Source organism: Lysobacter rhizosphaerae (assembly GCF_054779795.1).
The window spans coordinates 45,470-62,078 of record NZ_BAAGXO010000012.1 but is presented as its reverse complement, the minus strand read 5'-3'; the positions used below and the strand labels follow the sequence as shown (position 1 = coordinate 62,078).

General features: G+C 59.0%; 18 protein-coding genes. 11 read left to right on the top strand and 7 right to left on the bottom strand.

Translation table 11 applies throughout. The annotated features are described in order from the left end of the window. Positions 1-312: 312 nt before the first annotated feature. A complete protein-coding gene (locus ACYVGE_RS16495; RefSeq protein ID WP_460731158.1) occupies positions 313-708 on the top strand; it encodes a cupin domain-containing protein in 396 nt (131 codons plus the stop codon). Between the two features lie 788 nt (positions 709-1,496). Here ACYVGE_RS16495 and ACYVGE_RS16490 read toward each other — a convergent pair. Both ACYVGE_RS16490 and ACYVGE_RS16485 read right to left on the bottom strand, forming a co-directional pair. After that, positions 1,497-2,615, bottom strand: a complete 1,119-nt coding sequence (locus ACYVGE_RS16490) for a tyrosine-type recombinase/integrase (protein WP_460731157.1) — start codon at positions 2,613-2,615, stop codon at positions 1,497-1,499. Between the two features lie 44 nt (positions 2,616-2,659). Continuing rightward, on the bottom strand, positions 2,660-3,217 hold the full coding sequence (locus tag ACYVGE_RS16485; RefSeq protein ID WP_460731156.1) for a hypothetical protein: 558 nt from the start codon (positions 3,215-3,217) through the stop codon (positions 2,660-2,662). A gap of 354 nt (positions 3,218-3,571) precedes the next feature. Here ACYVGE_RS16485 and ACYVGE_RS16480 point away from each other — a divergent pair, with 354 nt between their 5' ends. The 7 genes from ACYVGE_RS16480 to ACYVGE_RS16450 all read left to right on the top strand — a co-directional run bounded on the left by ACYVGE_RS16480 (position 3,572) and on the right by ACYVGE_RS16450 (position 5,980). Continuing rightward, complete coding sequence (locus tag ACYVGE_RS16480; RefSeq protein ID WP_460731155.1) at positions 3,572-3,784, top strand: hypothetical protein; 213 nt, start codon at positions 3,572-3,574, stop codon at positions 3,782-3,784. After that, the gene (locus ACYVGE_RS16475; RefSeq protein ID WP_460731154.1) at positions 3,781-4,005 is read left to right on the top strand and encodes a hypothetical protein; all 225 of its coding nucleotides are present in this window, start codon (positions 3,781-3,783) and stop codon (positions 4,003-4,005) included. The genes ACYVGE_RS16480 and ACYVGE_RS16475 overlap by 4 nt, the downstream gene beginning before the upstream one ends. Continuing rightward, a complete protein-coding gene (locus tag ACYVGE_RS16470) occupies positions 4,002-4,244 on the top strand; it encodes a hypothetical protein (RefSeq protein WP_460731153.1) in 243 nt (80 codons plus the stop codon). Before ACYVGE_RS16475 ends, ACYVGE_RS16470 begins: the two co-directional genes overlap by 4 nt. After that, entirely contained in the window at positions 4,241-4,471 is a 231-nt protein-coding gene (locus tag ACYVGE_RS16465) for a hypothetical protein (RefSeq protein ID WP_460731152.1), read from the top strand. The genes ACYVGE_RS16470 and ACYVGE_RS16465 overlap by 4 nt, the downstream gene beginning before the upstream one ends. Then, entirely contained in the window at positions 4,468-4,662 is a 195-nt protein-coding gene (locus ACYVGE_RS16460) for a hypothetical protein (protein WP_460731151.1), read from the top strand. Before ACYVGE_RS16465 ends, ACYVGE_RS16460 begins: the two co-directional genes overlap by 4 nt. 102 nt (positions 4,663-4,764) lie before the next feature. Then, entirely contained in the window at positions 4,765-5,226 is a 462-nt protein-coding gene (locus ACYVGE_RS16455) for a hypothetical protein (protein WP_460731150.1), read from the top strand. Between the two features lie 334 nt (positions 5,227-5,560). Next, positions 5,561-5,980 (top strand): hypothetical protein, encoded by a 420-nt coding sequence (locus ACYVGE_RS16450; RefSeq protein ID WP_460731149.1) that lies wholly within the window; start codon positions 5,561-5,563, stop codon positions 5,978-5,980. Between the two features lie 593 nt (positions 5,981-6,573). Here the strand turns inward: ACYVGE_RS16450 and ACYVGE_RS16445 are convergent. After that, positions 6,574-6,828, bottom strand: coding sequence for a hypothetical protein (locus ACYVGE_RS16445; RefSeq protein WP_460731148.1), 255 nt, complete (start codon positions 6,826-6,828; stop codon positions 6,574-6,576). A gap of 518 nt (positions 6,829-7,346) precedes the next feature. Between ACYVGE_RS16445 and ACYVGE_RS16440 the strand changes: the two genes are divergently transcribed. Then, the gene (locus ACYVGE_RS16440) at positions 7,347-7,919 is read left to right on the top strand and encodes a hypothetical protein (RefSeq protein WP_460731147.1); all 573 of its coding nucleotides are present in this window, start codon (positions 7,347-7,349) and stop codon (positions 7,917-7,919) included. Between the two features lie 211 nt (positions 7,920-8,130). Further along, complete coding sequence (locus ACYVGE_RS16435) at positions 8,131-10,428, top strand: phage tail tape measure protein (RefSeq protein WP_460731146.1); 2,298 nt, start codon at positions 8,131-8,133, stop codon at positions 10,426-10,428. A gap of 80 nt (positions 10,429-10,508) precedes the next feature. On the opposite strand, the gene ACYVGE_RS16430 is transcribed toward ACYVGE_RS16435, so the two are convergent. Together ACYVGE_RS16430 and ACYVGE_RS16425 are read right to left on the bottom strand one after the other, a co-directional pair. Continuing rightward, positions 10,509-10,877: a hypothetical protein gene (locus ACYVGE_RS16430; protein ID WP_460731145.1), complete on the bottom strand. Its 369-nt coding sequence runs from the start codon at positions 10,875-10,877 to the stop codon at positions 10,509-10,511. Then, positions 10,874-11,767 carry a hypothetical protein gene (locus ACYVGE_RS16425; protein ID WP_460731144.1) on the bottom strand — a complete coding sequence of 298 codons (894 nt, stop codon included), beginning with the start codon at positions 11,765-11,767 and terminating at the stop codon, positions 10,874-10,876. Before ACYVGE_RS16425 ends, ACYVGE_RS16430 begins: the two co-directional genes overlap by 4 nt. A gap of 1,891 nt (positions 11,768-13,658) precedes the next feature. Here ACYVGE_RS16425 and ACYVGE_RS16420 point away from each other — a divergent pair. After that, positions 13,659-14,618 carry an SOS response-associated peptidase family protein gene (locus tag ACYVGE_RS16420; protein WP_460731143.1) on the top strand — a complete coding sequence of 320 codons (960 nt, stop codon included), beginning with the start codon at positions 13,659-13,661 and terminating at the stop codon, positions 14,616-14,618. A 459-nt stretch (positions 14,619-15,077) separates the two neighbouring features. Here ACYVGE_RS16420 and ACYVGE_RS16415 read toward each other — a convergent pair whose 3' ends face one another. Both ACYVGE_RS16415 and ACYVGE_RS16410 read right to left on the bottom strand, forming a co-directional pair. After that, positions 15,078-15,530, bottom strand: coding sequence for a hypothetical protein (locus ACYVGE_RS16415; RefSeq protein WP_460731142.1), 453 nt, complete (start codon positions 15,528-15,530; stop codon positions 15,078-15,080). 133 nt (positions 15,531-15,663) lie between these two features. Further along, on the bottom strand, positions 15,664-16,296 hold the full coding sequence (locus tag ACYVGE_RS16410) for a DUF2971 domain-containing protein (RefSeq protein WP_460731141.1): 633 nt from the start codon (positions 16,294-16,296) through the stop codon (positions 15,664-15,666). Positions 16,297-16,609: the final 313 nt, after the last annotated feature.

The window sequence follows — 16,609 nt, the reverse complement described above, 5'->3', positions numbered from 1 at the left end:
TCATGTCGGGCGCGCCTAACAATTCATTCAAGCCGAAGCCGCTTCGCGGCTCGGCTTAATTCAGGCGTTAGGCCGTTCACAAAATTGATCGGAGAATTAGGTTGAGCTCCACTGCATCCCGTTATAGGCCATTGGCCCTCATTTTCGTCATTTCGCTTGTGGCTTCGATTGGCCTTGGCGTCCTCGGCCCTCGACTTCTCGGTCTCGATTCCAAGCCCCAATGGATGCGTGGCGCGGCCTAACAATTCATTCAAGCCGAAGCCGCTTCGCGGCTCGGCTTAATTCAGGCGTCAGGCACCAATGGAGGCGACAGTGACTGCCAAGAAAATTCTTAGCACTTACCTGCACGTCCAAGACGGCGGAAAGACCGACGCCATTCCTGTGTCGGAATCATTCTGGAAGGAGTTGGCCGGCGGCAGGCATCCCCAGCTAGACCAGGGCAGGCTGATGTGTGCTTTCACTTTCTCCGAGTCATGGCTCACTTGGGAGCGCCATCCTGCCGGCGAGGAGTTGGTCATGCTGCTGTCGGGTGCTGCGACGGTCGTGCTCGAGGAGTCTGGCGAAGAGCACGCCGTGTCGCTGAGTGAGCCGGGCGCGTATGTTTTGGTGCCACAGAACATTTGGCACACTGCCAGGACCACCGTTCCAACCACCATGCTATTTCTCACACCAAGCGCCGGCACTGAGCATCGGCCGGTTGGCGCCTAACAATTCATTCAAGCGAAGCCACTTGGTTGGACGCCAATCATTACCGTCGCGCGCAGACAAACATCAAAACGTGAACTTGATGAGATCGTGGCGTACTGGAAGGACTGCCCGCGGTGCTCCGGGCATCACGAGGAAGGGTCGTTGATTCAGTTCCTCGAGATATTTACGCCGCACCAGATCAAAGGCGCCATGTATCTCGCAACTGCAGCAGGTAGGCCAGCTACTTCAAGTACCTTTGCGGCATCCTGCACAACTGGCGGCGCGACCTTGAGGCGGGTATCCAGCCCAGATACTTTGATGTCGACGGCTAGCGGGGTGGCATCTAGGCCTTTGGCACGATCCGTAGACAGGCAGAGTCGGGGTGGGGCAGGGGAGGACCTATCGAGCGCTGGTGGCCAACCACGTTTCCCGCCGATTGTTTCAAGGAGCAGTCATGATTGGGGTCAGCAAGAGCCCCGAATCGATCGCGAACGTGAGATCCGATGACATTGAAACCACGCAAATCCATTGGCGTTGCAGTGTCTTCCCTGCAACGCGCCCTGTTGTTCGGCCATACAAATGGACGGTCGGACTGACTAAAATCAATCCGGAATTCGCGTTGCTTGCTGGCGCATTTCGGCCGTACCCCGGGTGTACCCCAAGTTGGTGAGGTTTCGAACTTGGTACCCCAGAAACAGAAAACCCCGCCAAGCTGGAAGCCTTGCAGGGTCTGCGTTTCAGATCATCCAGAGGATGGTGGCCGGGGAGGGAATCGAACCCCCGACACGGGGATTTTCAATCCCGAGGCGCTACGCTGAAACGGCCTTTGTTTTAGCCTTCGACTTCCGCTGGCTTTGTAATTTCTGTGTAACCGTGTATCTGGCCTGCAGCTTGTCCATGGCCTCATTGAGGCTTGCCGGATGGGTGTAGCGCTCGGCCATTACGCGAGTCTTCCAGCCACCCAGCGCCTGGAGGGTGGCACTGTCCACTCCGGCATGGGCGGCCTGTGTCGCCATGGTGTGGCGCATCGTATGAGGCGTAATGACCCCCTCCAGCTTTGCCGCCTTGACCACGCGTCGCCATGCCTTGCGGACGTTGACCGCATGGCCTGTCGCGCTTCTGGGCGACGGGAATAGCCACTTGCCATCGCGCGTCTTCAGGTAGGCGCGGAGATAGGCGGCCAAGTCGGCTGTGATGGGCTGCAAACGTTCTCCTGCCTTGTCCTTGTTGATCCAGATTCCCCGGTGCGCGAGATCGATGTCGGCCGTTTCAATGCGAAGAATCGGGCTGTACCGCATTCCGGTGTGCAAGCCGACCATTGCGAAGGCGTGCACGTGTTCGTTTTCGTCGGCCGCCGCTTCTTTCAAGAGCTTGGCTGCCTGTGTGGGCTGGAGATAGGCCGTCTTTCCTTCGGGCTCTTTTAGCCTGGGGATAGCGCATGGCTTCGTGGGCAGCAGCCCCAACGCTTCAGGGTCAGCGCTCAGTTTGAACAGGTGGGAAAGGACGGCGAACTCACGATTGATCGTAGAGGGTGCAGCTCCTGCGTCCGCGCGCTTCTTGGCGTACTTGCGCAGCTCCGTCGTCGTTATCGCACCGATGAGCAAGCCACCCAAAAGCGGCAGGATGTTGGTATCCAGTCGCTGGCGCTTCTTTGCTATGTCTTTGCCCCCGACCTCTTCAAGGTGGGACAAGTAGAGCCTGGCAGCGGCCGTCAGTGTTGCTGCCTTAGTGGCCGCGCGCTTGATCCCATGGACCTGCTCTCTCTTCTTGGCCTTGAGTTCGGAGATTCGGTCTCGGGCCTGCGTGAGGGTGAATCCTTGTGACTCTAGTCCGATGACCTCGTGCCTGCGCACGCGGTTGACCATTACGTTAATGGTCCAGCGCCCGTCGCCATCCAGGCGCGTGTATGTAATGCCGTCCTCGGACATGCTTTGTCCGGGGCTGAGCTTGCGCAAGTTGGACCGAGTTAGCGTCATGTTTTCTTCTGATACTTCTCTTTAATAGCCTTCGCAAAACCTTCGGGATCTAGCTCATGGGCTAGTTCTTCTTTGAGGCGAAGACTCTTGAAGGCGTTGCCCTTCTTCTTAAGAAGGCGTTCCAGCGCGTCCCAATTGCTGTCGTACCACTCGAATAACTCGAACTCCCTCTTGGATCGAAAGTTCTCGCCATCTAGTAGACCTGGCGAGGATTGGATTATTTGCATTTCGAAAGAGGTCCAAAGCATGACCAGCATGTCTCGCATCTCGAAGTCGGTGAGGTGCGGATTGATGCCGTACACCACCATTTGACGCACGCGATCGGATGCCTTTTCCGGCATCTCTTCAAGGATCTCGCTGACGGTCTTTCCCGAGCTGAGTTGATGGGTGGGGAAGACTTGCCACAAAGCGAAGTGGACCGCCTGAGCCATCGAGACGTTGCTGTCGTTTGCCAACAGCTCGAGCCCGAGCTTGGTCAGGGGAGGGAGCCGGATTGAGATTGCCCGCGCCGTTCCTTCGGCGGATTTGGGCGGCCTGCCACGTTTTGCGCTCATAACCTATTGATTTCCTTAGTCATTGAAAAATTTTCCCTTCCAGCCCTTGCATTTTGGAATTTGCGGTGCCATAAAGCAACCACCGGTAATTACGTCACCGGTATTTAGCACTCTTACTACCAACTATGGGGGTTTTGCAATGACCACGCCTGAAAAGGCTCCTACGGAGCGACTGGACACAACTGCGGCCGCAGCCTACCTGGGCCGCTCACGGAGCTGGCTGGACAAGGAGAGGGCCTCTGGAAGGGGGCCGCGCTACGTGATGCTGGGTCGTCGGGTTTTCTACCGGCTGCCCGACTTGGAGCGGTACGTAGAGAACAGCGTCGTTGAAACGGAAGACACGCGAGGTGCGGCATGAGCGCTCAACCGTTAGCCCGCGCTTGCACCCGCGAGGAGGTCGAGTTCCTGCTGGCCTATCGCCAAGCTGACAAGGCGGGCAAGCGAGGAATCGACAAGGTGATGTTGGCGGCCGCGCTCGGCCTGCTGCCAAGCGCCGCGCAGATCAGGGCCATGAACCCCATCGAGGTCGCTGCGCTAGTTCGCTCGCTGCCGGAGGTGCACTCATGAGCATCATCGACCAGAACCTTCCCAGCCCGATTGATCGTCTGGGCCTCCTGCTTGAGCACGCTCAAGGCATGGCAATGGCAATGACCGCGGATGGCTTCGATGAAATCTGTGAGAACGGAAAGGCGGGCCTTTACGACGCGCTCGTGTACACCCTCATGGACGCGAACCAGGCTTTCACCGCCGTGGTTAATCGGATGCCATTGGGCAAGGTGACGAAATGAGCGTCACGACCAGAGCAAAACTCAACCCAGAAGCAGGCGTGACCAGCCTGATGGAGGTTGTGCCCGGCGAGGACACGTTCCTGGCCATCTCACAGGCCGACTGCTTGGACAGCTCGGTCCGAACTCTGCTGACCAAGGCAGTAGCGGAAGGCGGCATGGACGTCGATACCGCCTTCTTGTGCGGTTTTGCTTTGGATGCATCGAGCGCACTGCGGGCAGCTGCAGGGGTGACCGCGTGATTAGCCGATTCACTCGAAAACAGATCCGCACGGCCATTCTGATCGCCCGCAATGAGGCAGGCAGGAAGCATCTGGCGCTGATGCTGGAAACGCAGCAGCAGGCCGCAGAGAGCACGGCGACGCTTATCAGATGCGGAGCAGGTACGCCGGATACGCTGAAGACTGCCGAGGCCATCGCCTACAACATCACAGTGCTGGAAAAGGCACTCGGGGGACTACACGCATGAACGATAAAGCACACGCATTGCGGGCGGCTCTGCCCGACTTGGCCGAGCGAACGCAGGGGCAACTGTTGGAATTGTTCAACGACGCCACGCCGGACCGGGCCTACATCGCAGCGAGAGCGGCGCACGAGGTCTACACCGTGCTGGTGCGTCTGGGTGGGGAGTTGGAACGCGGCGAACCAAAGGCCGCATAAGCGAAACCCCAGACCGTTGGCGCGGCTCTGGGGCTTCTGGATGCAATCAGGGTGATTGAGTGCGTGGCCAGTCTAGTCGGCTGGCCACGCCAAGGAAAGGGGATGGGCAAGAGAAAAGATAACCGATGGGATGACATCGATGGCGGCGCAGCGTTTCTAATTCCCCTGACCTTGCTCAGGCATCCGAACTACGTTCGGCTCAGTCCGTGGGCGGTGAAGCTGGTCATGGATCTAGCCCGGCAATATTCGGGCTTCAACAACGGCTATCTATGCGCCTCCCGGACGCTGATGAAGGCGTGCGGCTGGAAGTCTACGGACGTGCTCCAGAGGGCCGTGGAAGAGCTTGAGCACTACGCGATCATTCTGCGCACCCGGCAGGGAGGCAGGAACCGCGCAACGCTCCACGCGCTTTCCTGGCGGCGTATCGACCACAAGCCCGGCCAGCCTCTAGACGTTTCGCAGACGGTCAAGCCTGCGGACGATTGGAAGGAAGAAAAGCCCCCGTTCGTTCGCGCTGCGGGCAAGCGAAAGGCCAAGCGTCGCTACCTGAGGTCGGTCGCATGAAACTGAAAACTGATGACCGCCCCACGGACCAACGTTGCCCGCCCCACGGACCAGTCAGCGCAAACGTTGCCCGCCCCACGGACAACAAAATCAGGACTAGCCCGCCCGCCGGACCAGTCAGCACCCTTTTTCGTTGTTCTGTTGCCCGCCCCACGGACACCTTAAAAGCTTTACCAGGACCAAGGGCTTTTGATTCCTGCTCTGGAAACACTGCCTTTGATGGCGAGGGCCCTAATCGGACCATCCGCAAGCGAATCGCTAAGCGAAACGGTTGCGTAACGGTTGCAGCGTTACTCGCTGGGAGTCGTCCATGAGCAGATTCGACGGATGGCTGGTGCGATTCATCGTCATGCGCGGCACGCCTGCTGAGTTGACGATCAAGGCGGCGGCCAAGAGCGCGTGCATTCGCCCTGACACGTTCGCGCAATCGCTGCGCGATCCCAAGCTTGTCCGGCAGGACGCGAAGCATCTAGGCATGGACCTGGATTACTGGCGCTCGATCGATGACTGGATGCGCGAATGCGAGGCCGAGGAACAGGTGCGGGAATCGATGGCGCAGAGCGGAGCGTCCGTGACGCGCATCCCGAGCAGCGACAAGTATCGTGGGAGCAAGACGAAGCTGGGCGTCACTCGTCCGCATCCGTCTGACCCGCATCGGGATCATCTGAACCTGCCGGTCAATCCGATACAGCACCCGGAGCCGCAGGGCGAATGGCACGATGGCTTGAATGCCGCTGGAAAACTTGAACGCTGAACGTATTGTTCAGTTTGGGAGCCCAAAGGATCACAGCGCACCCTTAGATGAGAGGGCCTGCATTCGTGTGGGCCTTTCGCGTTTTGATCGCCTTGGCGGGTGGATCAATCGCTGGCAGCGCGCCACGCATCGAATCACCGGAGTCTGCCCGGTCAAACGCAGACACCACCCGCCAGCCCTGTCAGGCTTAAAAGACAACCGTCGCCGCCCCGGTATATGGGCGGCATTTCTCTGACCCCAAGGAGTGGAGTCATGTTCAAGCAAGGACTAGCCGCGCTGTTGCGTGGCACTCGGCAGTACCCGACAAGCAGTCCGGAATGGAGATTCATCCGGCAGCAGGTGCTGGGCCAGCAACCGGTCTGTGCGCATTGTCGGAACGCTCTGGCGACCGACGTTGACCACGTAGACGGGAATGCCTGGAACAACCAGCGATTCAACCTTATTGGACTCTGCCGACCGTGCCACTCACGGAAGACGGCGCTATATGACGGCGGCTTCGGCCGCTGATTGATTCAACTTATGGGGCTGCCTAATGCGGCCCCTTTTCTTTGGAGAGCGCCCCCGGTCAAAGGGGCGCAACTCATTCGGGCCGGTTACCGCGCGTCGCCGTGGTCATCGATCTCCTGGGCGAAGCGATCCATCACCTGTTCCGCGCGGAACCGGGTGAGTTCGGCCGGCGGCACCTTGGACCAGTCGGATACAGCGGCGCGCTGCGCAGTCTCGAAAGCCTTTGCCAGCGTCGCACGATCCGGGTGCGTGGCGATCAATGCATTGGCCATGGCCCGCAGCGCCATGGTCTCGCCTTGCAAAAAGAGCACGTATTCCTCAGCCGTGGTGATCGCCTGCACGGGATGTACCTCATTGAGTTTTGGTGGCACTGATATTGGGGCGGCCGTAGAAAATGTCTACCCGCAGCCTCGTCTTTCCAATTGCGGGTGCGTGAGGTTTTGGTCACATCCGGTCTGATGACCAAAGGCCGTAGAGATTTGTGTACCCCCCCCGGGGGAACCAAAAGTCTGGGGCCTCGCCTCGCTAGACCGACTGTTCCCAAAACTTCACGCATCTGCAATTCACCGGACGGGGTGGGGGGAGTCAAAAGTCTGGCCCTCTTCGACCTAGACCGGTCGTTCCGGCTTCCTTTGCTAAATCGGAACAATTTTGAAATCGACCTGTGACCAAGACGTGGGGGCGATGGCGTGTGCCTGGCCCCTGAAGCCGCGCCTGTGCAGCCAATGCGGCGAGCGCTTGGCACTCAAGTTCTACGGCCCACCCAAGCGCTACTGCAGCCCCCGCTGCAGGCAGCGTGCGTGCCGTTCCCGACGGGACGAACCCGTCAGTTCTCACCAACCCTGCAAGGAAACTGCGAATGAAAACGAATAGTGCCCACACCATCCAAGAGGACGCCGAATACGCCGAGGTCCTCCGCGTCCATAACGAGCTGGCTGCCAAGAAGCAGTCTGTGGATGACGCCATCCAACGTGAGTCGGTATGGGCCGCTGAGCGGGATACGGCTCCCAATGACGACAGGCTGATTTCGGACGCGGTGGCGCTCAAGCCAGGCGTAGCGCCTGAGCCGACGAGCCAGGGCAGCGACCAGATCAGAATCCTGCAAGCCCAGTCCTTTCAACTCGGGCAGGCGATATCGCGGCATGCGGAGAAGGTCGATTTGGCATCCCGAAGGGCGGGCTACCGCATGTTCGCCAAGGACGATGCAGGCTACATCGCGAACGCCGAGAAAGCGCTGGGTTTAGTGGATGGGTTGATCGCCGCCAATCAGGTCCTGGACGCTGACCTGCAGGCCCTCTTTCAGCGTGGCTGCAGTGACTTGCCTAACGTTCGGTTTCCGACACCGGACACGGCTGACCAGCTCCCCGCATTGCGCCGGGAAATTGCCCGTCAGATCGATGTCCTCAAGTTGATCGTTCAGAGCAACCGCTAATCAATGCCCGCGACGCCTCTGGGCGTCTCGGGCGCTGCTTCCAGGGAGCGAACCAATACTGGAAACGCAGTAGGCGGACAAGGCGTGAGTGTCCGCCGCAGAGAACAACCGCGCCAGCCGCAGCTTGGACGGTCCATCGGGGGACGTCAGCTCCGAGTGATGCGGCACCAAATCCATATCGACCGTCGTGAGGACGGACAAGAGAATAAATATGACCGAGAGCATCGGCACTGCCCGCCTAGACATCGTTGTAGACACGTCGAGCCTTGACGCGGGCGTAAACAAAGCAAAGAAGTCCACGCAGGATATGGCGAAGGCGTCTCAGGACGCATCGCAGAAGATGGACGCTGGCACCAAGCGGCAAGTAGCCGCGTTGGAGCGCCAGATCGCCACGCTCGGCAAGTCACGCTCGGAAGTCATCCGCTGGCGCATCGAGCAGCAGACCTCCGGTCGTGTTGCCTCTGAACTGACGGCCAAACTGGACGCGCAGTCCAAGAAGCTCTCAGCCGTAAGCGCCACGATGAGCAAGGTCGGCGGGGCTGCCAAGGCTGCGGTGCTGGGCTGGGCCTCGCTTCTGGCCGCATCGGTCAGCGTGGGCGCGGCGTTTGCTGGCATCAAGAACAGCATCGACTTCGCCGACAAGCTTAACGACATCAACCAGCGGCTTGGCATCTCTGCCGAGGCTCTGAGTGGCTGGGCCTATGCGGCGCAGCAGACGGGCACGGACATTGATGGGCTCGGCATCGGCCTCAAGAAGCTCGCCAAGAACATGGCAGAGGCGCTTGATCCGAAGTCATCGCAGGCAAACTTGTTCACGGCTCTTGGCGTCAGCATCAAGGATGCCAAGGGCGATCTCCGCAGCCTGGAGGACGTGCTTCCGGAGATCGCATCCGGCTTTAAGAACATCCAGAACGAAACCCTGAAGGCGGCTGTAGCGCAGGAAGTCTTTGGCAAGTCCGGCACGGACCTGATCGAGTTCCTGAACCAAGGCGCAGACGGTCTTGGCGCGATGCGCGACCGTGCGCGGGATCTCGGGATTGAACTGTCGCAGGGCACGCTGTCCGGGGCCGACCAGTTTAACGACAAGGTTGGCGACCTGAAGGTCGTCACGCAGGCGCTGTTCACGCAGCTTGCAAACGAGCTTTTGCCGACCCTTACCAAGTTGGTTGACAAGCTGACTGAGGTTGCGGACGAGGGCAACAAGTCGGGCGGCATCATCAAGTGGATTGGTAACCAAGCCGAGGCGGCGGCCAACGATTTCGACTTTATGTCCAAGTCGCTTGATGCGCTTGGCGACGTGTTCGGCGGCCTGAAGGACAGCGCGGTCGGCTACTACCACGCGCTACTCGCGATCAAAAACCTGGATCTCGGAGAGGGGAAGCAGGCGTTTGCCGAGATGCAGGTGGGCAGCGCCCGGAGTCGCGACGGACTGACGCGCGACGTTCGCAACGTGGGGAACGCCACTCCTGCCGTAACGATTCCGGGGATGGACTTCGGCTTCAAGTTCCCCGGCCAGAAGCCATCATTCAGTGCGGTCCCCGTGGGCGGGGTGGGCGCAATCGAGCCCAGCAGGGAAGCGGCGGTTAACCGCGCGCTTGGTGGCAGCGGTGCAAAGAAGACGCATTCCGGTCGAGTCGAGGACCCGGTAGCCAAGGCGTTGGATGACGCACGCAAGCTCGCTCAAGCCGAGGAGCAAGTACAGGCACGCCTAGATGCCATCGATGAGACACGATTCAGGGCGATAGAAGGTTGGGCAGACCTGACGGCGCAGCTCAATGGGCCGCTTGCCGAAGCCGAGCTTGACCATGGTAAGCGGATGGCCGACATACAGCGTCTAGGAGCGCTCTCGGGCGCGACTGCCGAACAGATCGCCGCCGCCAAGGCCAAGGAAGCCGCGGCCTACCAGCAGACGACAGATGCGATCCGTGAGCAGATGGATGCGCTGGAGAACCCGAAGCTAGTCGAGACCTTAGATGGCTTGCGGCAGGTTGGCTATGACTTCCTGGTGGACCTGCCCAAGCAGGGTAGGGATGCCTGGAAGAACATGCTGGATGACCTGGAGCGAATGGCCACTCAGTGGGCGGCGAAGGGCGTAATCGAGCAACTGTTCGGCAAGCCCGGAACAACGGGGGCAGACAGTAGTGGGGGTGACTGGATTGGGAAGGCGCTTGGCCTGTTCGCGGGCGGCTGGGCCCATGGCGGCGCGTTCGCTGGCGGCTCACCCGTTAGCTACTTCGCCAAGGGTGATGTGTTCGACCGTCCGATGGCGTTTGGCATGGCTGGCGGCCGACTCGGAGTCATGGGCGAGGCTGGCCCCGAGGCCATCATGCCGCTGACTCGCGGCAGAGACGGCAAGCTAGGTGTCCGGGTCGAAGGTGGACGACAACATGTTGGCCCTCCGCAGATCATGCAGAACGTGACCATTCAAGGCCGTGTCGATCAGCGCACGCTCTACCAAATCGAACGCGAGTCGGCCAAGGGTGCGGCGCGTGCCATGCGACGGGGTTAGCCCCGGGGCGAAACTCTGCAAGGGTTGGCAAACAAAAACGGCCCGCTGGAGGCGGGCCGTTTTCAATTACTTTGGTTCGTTTATTTGGGCTGGAGATTGGTACCGCAATCGCCATTGGCGCTGCACTGACTTCCCGTCACAGGAATTGGGGTTCCTCCTACCGCAGGGATATACCCGACCTCGGAGGTGCCGTCGGAATACGTCAAGCGTAATCTGCTGCCTCCTCCCAACGTAGTGGATCCATGCAGGGTTCGATAGGCCCCGGCCGCTTCGAACAGGGCGGCTTGGCGAAGCTCAACTTCCTCATACACTGAGCTGTTTCGAATGTTGTTCAGCTGGCTGTACGGCAATTCTCGTCCATCGACGGACACAGGGCCCGCCGCAATCGCCGTAGTGCTCAACAGCACTCCCAGTAGCAGCCACTTGCGGCTGAGTTTTACGTCACTCATTTCTTCGCTCCTTGAACCAGTGAATTGACCAGCTGCTCCAGTTTTTCAGCATCGGCAGGAGGCAGCATCTCCTGCACATAAAACGACTTGACGTCACGGAGTTCGCAGTTGATGCCCCCTCCTACACACATGCGCAGCACTGCGGCGCTATCGGGTCCGCAGGGGCGTCCCAAGCGGCAGGCAGCCACATTCCACGCTGCCTCGGCTAACAGGCTTCCGGCCGGAATTGGCGAAAGGTTCTCTTGGTACTCGACTCCAGCGGGCCCCATAAGCGAAGCCATGGCAGCAAAGGCGTCGGGATCCCTAGACGCCATCACCTCATCGACCGTCAACTTGACCTCATCGGTGGAGGCGTTACCCACCATTGCGCCCTGCGCAAACTTCTCGACCTCTGCAGCAAGATCGCCCTGCCGCATCGCCAACGCCCTGTACTCGGCGACGGCTTCGGGCCCAATGTTCGCTCCCGCGAACCCATGGCACCGGTTCATGACTATGCGCGCGGCGCTGAGGCGCTTGGCAGCTGTCTTGGGTTGGAGCTTCGCAAGCGTCTGAGCATCCGACTCGAATCCGGCCGGGTTCTTGGCATAAAGCCAGCAGTCTTCATAGATCTTCGCGATTTCCCGCGAGGCCTGTCCTTCCCCGGATCTGGACCGGGCCTCTAGGCTGCTGGCAACTGCAAATAGGTCTGGCTGTTGGGCGGCCTTGGTCGCTGTCTGAGGTCGTTCGCCAAAGGAACTCTGCGCGCCTCCGCCACTTTTCGCGGTCTCGGCGGCTGTGGCCTCGACGTCTAAAGGCGGTGCGTCGGCTCGACGTTCTACCGCAAAATACGCAATGCTGGCGGCAGCGATTGCCGCGACCAGTAGTCCGAACGTGACGCGGGCGTTGACCATCCCAGCCTCCCTGCTTCCCTGCATGTCTGCGCAAACTTATGTCATCCCCTTGAGGTAGCGCAAGCGTCTCTCGGGCTCTGGGCAATCGGAAAGGCCTCTGTCTAGCGGTAGGACTTTTCCTACCTACTTCCAGGCAATGGCCACATCACTTCAGCTTCCCGGTAGCTTGGCTGCTCAAAACGGCCCAGCGGGGCAGGTCGGGCGGCACGCAGTTTTCCGACGCTGAAAAAAGACCGATTGCTAACAAGCCCGATCAATGGGGGCGCCTTAGTGCGGCCCTATGCTGGATGCAATGCGGGAACAGAAACGGCCGCCTCGGAAGCGGCCGTTTGTCTTGGTGGCGTGGGCTAGTCTACTTCTGCCTCTTCGACCTGTTCCACATGGCGTTCCGTACCTGTCTGCCGCTGCTCTTGAAGATCGGTGCGCTCTTTGCGCTCTGTGTCCACCTTAACCTGTTGGCGAGGGGTGCGTTCCGCATCTTCGGCGTGCTGCGATGGAGTCTGCCGGTAGCACATGGTGTCGTCCCTCTTCGAGATCCGGCCTGTTGCCGGAACCAAAACCATACGCTTACCGCAAGAAGGTCAACGTGAGAAATTCGTGGAATTGCCACAACGCCACGGCCAAAGCGGGGTCGTCCCGCCAATTGTGGATCCCCGTGTTTTCGGTCACAGCCGGTCGGAGAGCCGAAGGCGGTAGAGATTTGAGTCCCCCTGGGGAGGGGGCAAAAGTCTGGGGCTTTCGCCCTATGGCCGCTCGTCCCGCAGCGCTGTGCAAAACCGCAACAATTATTGATTTGTGGAATTGTTTAGGGAGGAACAATTCGGGTTAGCAGCGTCTAAAACAGAGCCGGATAGAAAAACAATCAATGGCAATCAAACAGCTACTTGGACAGGGGCGCTCGCGCCAGCGCCGGGGGCCTATCGCTTCAATGCGCGCAGATGGAGCAGCCGTTGGGGGCACCCTCAGTGACCGCTACCGACCCAAGGGCGGACGCTTGGGACGTCCCGCTTGGTCCGGCTATACGCCAGCTTGTTAGCCGGATGCCGCGTCGCTAATCTGCTGCCTGATCAAGGGGTTGCGCGGGGTGGTTCATTGCGCTGCCACAGATGTATAACCGGACCTCGCGGTCCGTCTAATCAGTAGTTAGGCCGCTATGACGCACTCCAAGGCACTAGCTCTCGCAGCATTACTCTCCTGTGCCGGATGGCCCGCCACGGCGGCGGATACCTTGGAGGCCACTTGGCTGCGTCTTATCAAGGCGGGCTTCGACAAATCCTGCGCAGTTGAGGTACTTAGCGTTGGCTCTGTAGTTGCTGGCAACAACGGCTTAAGGAGCGAGCAGTGGTTTGTCCAAACCTGCCGTGGCAAGTTCGAGTACCGGGTTGCTTACTACCCGCCGTCTGCGTTCCCAGATCGCACCAACCCGTATGAGGTCACGCAGGTCGCTCCGGTAAGTGGTGCGCGGCCTAACAATTCATTCAAGCCGAAGCCGCTTCGCGGCTCGGATAGACGATCCGGCGTTAGCGGGTAAGGCCCTTCGGACCAGTAGGAACAATCGGCCGATGACGCCAAGCGATCGGCGTCGCCCACGCCGTCAGCCACTGCCGCGCCTGCTGCTCGCTGCCCGCTGTCGCGCCCTGCTTGGGCCGACCGGGTGCGCGTGCAACGGTGCGCCAGCGCCCGTCAGGAAGCCGCACAGCGCGTCCTAGTGGCTGTGTGAATCCATCTATCGTCAGCTCGTAACCGAAGGATTCAGCGGGACGCCAAATCAGGCCAGCGTGTGGCTGATGGTTGCCGGGTGGGCGCATGGTGTGATTGTGCGTCCATGCGTCTCTGCGGATGCGACCGCTCAGCGGTAGGATGGATATCCGCTCCCGATGGGCTTGCCGCTATGTGTTACTCGGCTCAAGTTGAAGCGGACTATCACGAATACGTGCGCCTTTTTGGCGCAAACATCAGCATCCGTGATTTTGTCCGGATCTACTGGGAACGGCGCGAGGGCGCCAAGGTGAAGATTCCCAAGGCCATGGACGCGGCATTTGCGAGGCCCCAGAGCGAGGAAGAGGGGCAGATACTGGAAATGGTCCGTGCATTCGATGCAGAGCAGGCGGGCAAGCTTGAGCAGGAACTGTTCAAACAGAAAAAGCGCCTCGCAGATGCCGAGCGAACCCTGCAAACCAAGACCACGAAGGCTGCCACTGAAAGTAAGCGGATTGCTACGGATAAGATCTCGTGGTCACTGGGCAAGTTGGCCGACCTGAAGCGGACAGAGTTGATCGGCGAGGACTCGCGAATTTTCCCCGGTTGGTATGCGCCCGTCATGGTGATGGAAGACGGGAAACGGGTGATCAAGCCCATGCGCTACCAGTGCCGTCCTGCGGGTAAGCCCGCCATCAATGACATCAAGTTCCCTGGTACCTACAACGCGCGCCGGGACAGTCTGGATAGCTACTGGAAGGGGTTATTCGGCTATAGCCATGGGTTAGTAATCGCGGACGCGTTCTACGAGAACGTCAGCAGGCACGCCATGGAAGGAAGGGAACTGGCACCTGGAGAGAAGGACGAGAACGTGATTCTGGAGTTCCGGCCGCAGACACACCAGCCGATGCTCATCGCCTGTTTGTGGTCTCACTGGCAGGGTGCAGGCGAGCCCGACCTACTGTCATTCGCTGCAATCACTGATGATCCGCCAGCTGAGGTCAGGGCCGCTGGCCATGACCGCTGCATCATTCCGATCAAGCCTGAAAACGTTGACGCCTGGCTAAGGCCAGATCCGGTAAACCTCAAGGCGCTGTACGCAATCCTGGATGATCGCGAACGGCCGTACTACGAGCATCGATTGGCGGCTTGAGAGACTGAATTAAGCCGAGCCGCGAAGCGGCTTCGGCTTGAATGAATTGTTAGGCCGCACCACGGTTGGTGAAGCAGCCGCCAATTGAACGTCCCGAGCTCTAACAGACCAACCCCGGCCCGACATGCATTTGAGCAGAGCCTCTCTTGCCACGGAAGTCTCTGGGCGAGAACGGGTGCCATTGGCCAGAAGCGCGATGCAGGCGTTTAGATCCATCTCTGCGGAAGAGGCATTAACTTGACACTCTTCTTGGGTTGGAAACGAAGCCGCTTTTGTCCAGCAAAGGTAGGTGAGCTTGTCACCTGGAGAGACGAGCAACTGACGCGCCGCCGAACGGTAGCGCCCAGCTACAGTACAGCCGGAAAGCAGAACGAGTACGGCACAGAGTGTGAGCAGTCGCATGCGGCCTAACGCCTGAATTAAGCCGAGCCGCGAAGCGGCTTCGGCTTGAATGAATTGTTAGGTGCGCTTTTGGCGCGACGATATTAGGCTGACGGCCCCGCGCGCAATGAAGAAGAGAGCTAGTACATGGAAGGCCACAGGCATCCAGTCTTGGGCCAGCACGTAAATGAGCGCGTCCAAAGCATAGGCCAAAATGCCCAGATAGAACGCCCACATCTTTCCCTTTGTGGCTTGCAGTCCGACAAAGACAAAAAATCCAATGGCTATGGCATCAATGACTACGCTGATGACCTTCTGATTAGCGAGCACAGCATCCGAAACTACAGTGAAACCCAAGCCCATGACAAAGCTCGTTTCACTGCCAGATTGAGCCAACAACGTGTTAATAAGCGATAGCCCAGCAATCCACCAGAACCAACGCGCGGCTGACTGCACAGCAGGGGAAGGCGGGGTTTCGTGGGGAAGAAACAACTTAGGCTCGGAAATCTCTACAGCAGCAGGCTCATTCATTGGGTCTCGCTTCTTGATTGCTATGGTTGGTGGGATGCCAGGTTCTCAGGCACCTAACGCCTGAATTGAGCCGAGCCGCGAAGCGGCTTCGGCTTGAATGAATTGTTAGGGGGCGACCGTGAGCGCCTATCACTCACTTGGCCCTATCTGCTGCCTCTTTCCACTCAAGGTTGCCGACAATAGTGGATGTGCGTACGTCCAAGTTTGCGCAACCGTCAATTGATCGGATCGCTGCCTTAGTGGCAGGAGCCAATGCCTTTACAAGCCATGGGCTTAGCGTGATGCGTTTAATCGATGCAAGCGGAACCGGGATGTCCAGTGTTAGCTTGGATTTGCTCTTTGACTCGTAAAGTGCTCTAAGTTCGGTTTCCGCAGTGAATACTGCTCGCTTCAAAAATGGAAGATCAGCGACCCTAAATGACTGGCGTTTTGCATCTCTAACCTTGAGATACGTTACGTCTCGACAAGTTATGCCCTTTGTCTGATTTAACGCCGCTAAAAGCTCGTTGCGCGAGAAGCGAATGCAAACCCCTGATGGGCTTCCAGAGAATATGCGCCAGTGGTGGTACGTTTCATTGGATTGCGAGAAGCAAAGAGCCAATACGGTCTTAAGCTGTTTCTTGTTCTTGTACTGCAATAGATAGTGGGAGTCGTTGCTGTCATCCCAAGTCTCAGGGTCCAGCAGTGTGATCTTCCGCTCCCTCAGTATGTGAAACAAGGCTGGGAGATCGGTGTACCGACGCAGATACGAGTCTGATATGTCCATGCGCCTAACGCCTGAATTAAGCCGTCGCAGAAGTGGGCTGTTTGTCTCGTTGGGTAGCTTTAGGTCTGAGGTTGTTTCCGCGCCCTAATAGTCAACCAAATGCCAAGGATTAGTGCGCAAGTCCAACCCACAATTGGCCCAGGACTGAGAACTCGCCCTCCGCCGATGTAGCCCGCATAGATGAGGAACAGAGCAAAGCCCCATATGACAACAGCTCGACCCGCCGACGCATCGGCCTTGGCAAGCCCTAGTGAAAGAACGATTGCTGGAATCGCAAAGGTTCCCAATGCCGCTCCAGTTGCGGTTGCCACGT

Coding starts and splice junctions, on each gene's coding strand:
- ACYVGE_RS16490 (WP_460731157.1), bottom strand. CDS start 2,615: ATGTCCGAGGACGGCATTACATACACGCGCCTGGATGGCGACGGGCGC.
- ACYVGE_RS16485 (WP_460731156.1), bottom strand. CDS start 3,217: ATGAGCGCAAAACGTGGCAGGCCGCCCAAATCCGCCGAAGGAACGGCG.
- ACYVGE_RS16480 (WP_460731155.1), top strand. CDS start 3,572: ATGAGCGCTCAACCGTTAGCCCGCGCTTGCACCCGCGAGGAGGTCGAG.
- ACYVGE_RS16475 (WP_460731154.1), top strand. CDS start 3,781: ATGAGCATCATCGACCAGAACCTTCCCAGCCCGATTGATCGTCTGGGC.
- ACYVGE_RS16470 (WP_460731153.1), top strand. CDS start 4,002: ATGAGCGTCACGACCAGAGCAAAACTCAACCCAGAAGCAGGCGTGACC.
- ACYVGE_RS16460 (WP_460731151.1), top strand. CDS start 4,468: ATGAACGATAAAGCACACGCATTGCGGGCGGCTCTGCCCGACTTGGCC.
- ACYVGE_RS16455 (WP_460731150.1), top strand. CDS start 4,765: ATGGGCAAGAGAAAAGATAACCGATGGGATGACATCGATGGCGGCGCA.
- ACYVGE_RS16440 (WP_460731147.1), top strand. CDS start 7,347: ATGAAAACGAATAGTGCCCACACCATCCAAGAGGACGCCGAATACGCC.
- ACYVGE_RS16435 (WP_460731146.1), top strand. CDS start 8,131: ATGACCGAGAGCATCGGCACTGCCCGCCTAGACATCGTTGTAGACACG.
- ACYVGE_RS16430 (WP_460731145.1), bottom strand. CDS start 10,877: ATGAGTGACGTAAAACTCAGCCGCAAGTGGCTGCTACTGGGAGTGCTG.
- ACYVGE_RS16425 (WP_460731144.1), bottom strand. CDS start 11,767: ATGGTCAACGCCCGCGTCACGTTCGGACTACTGGTCGCGGCAATCGCT.
- ACYVGE_RS16420 (WP_460731143.1), top strand. CDS start 13,659: ATGTGTTACTCGGCTCAAGTTGAAGCGGACTATCACGAATACGTGCGC.
- ACYVGE_RS16415 (WP_460731142.1), bottom strand. CDS start 15,530: ATGAATGAGCCTGCTGCTGTAGAGATTTCCGAGCCTAAGTTGTTTCTT.
- ACYVGE_RS16410 (WP_460731141.1), bottom strand. CDS start 16,296: ATGGACATATCAGACTCGTATCTGCGTCGGTACACCGATCTCCCAGCC.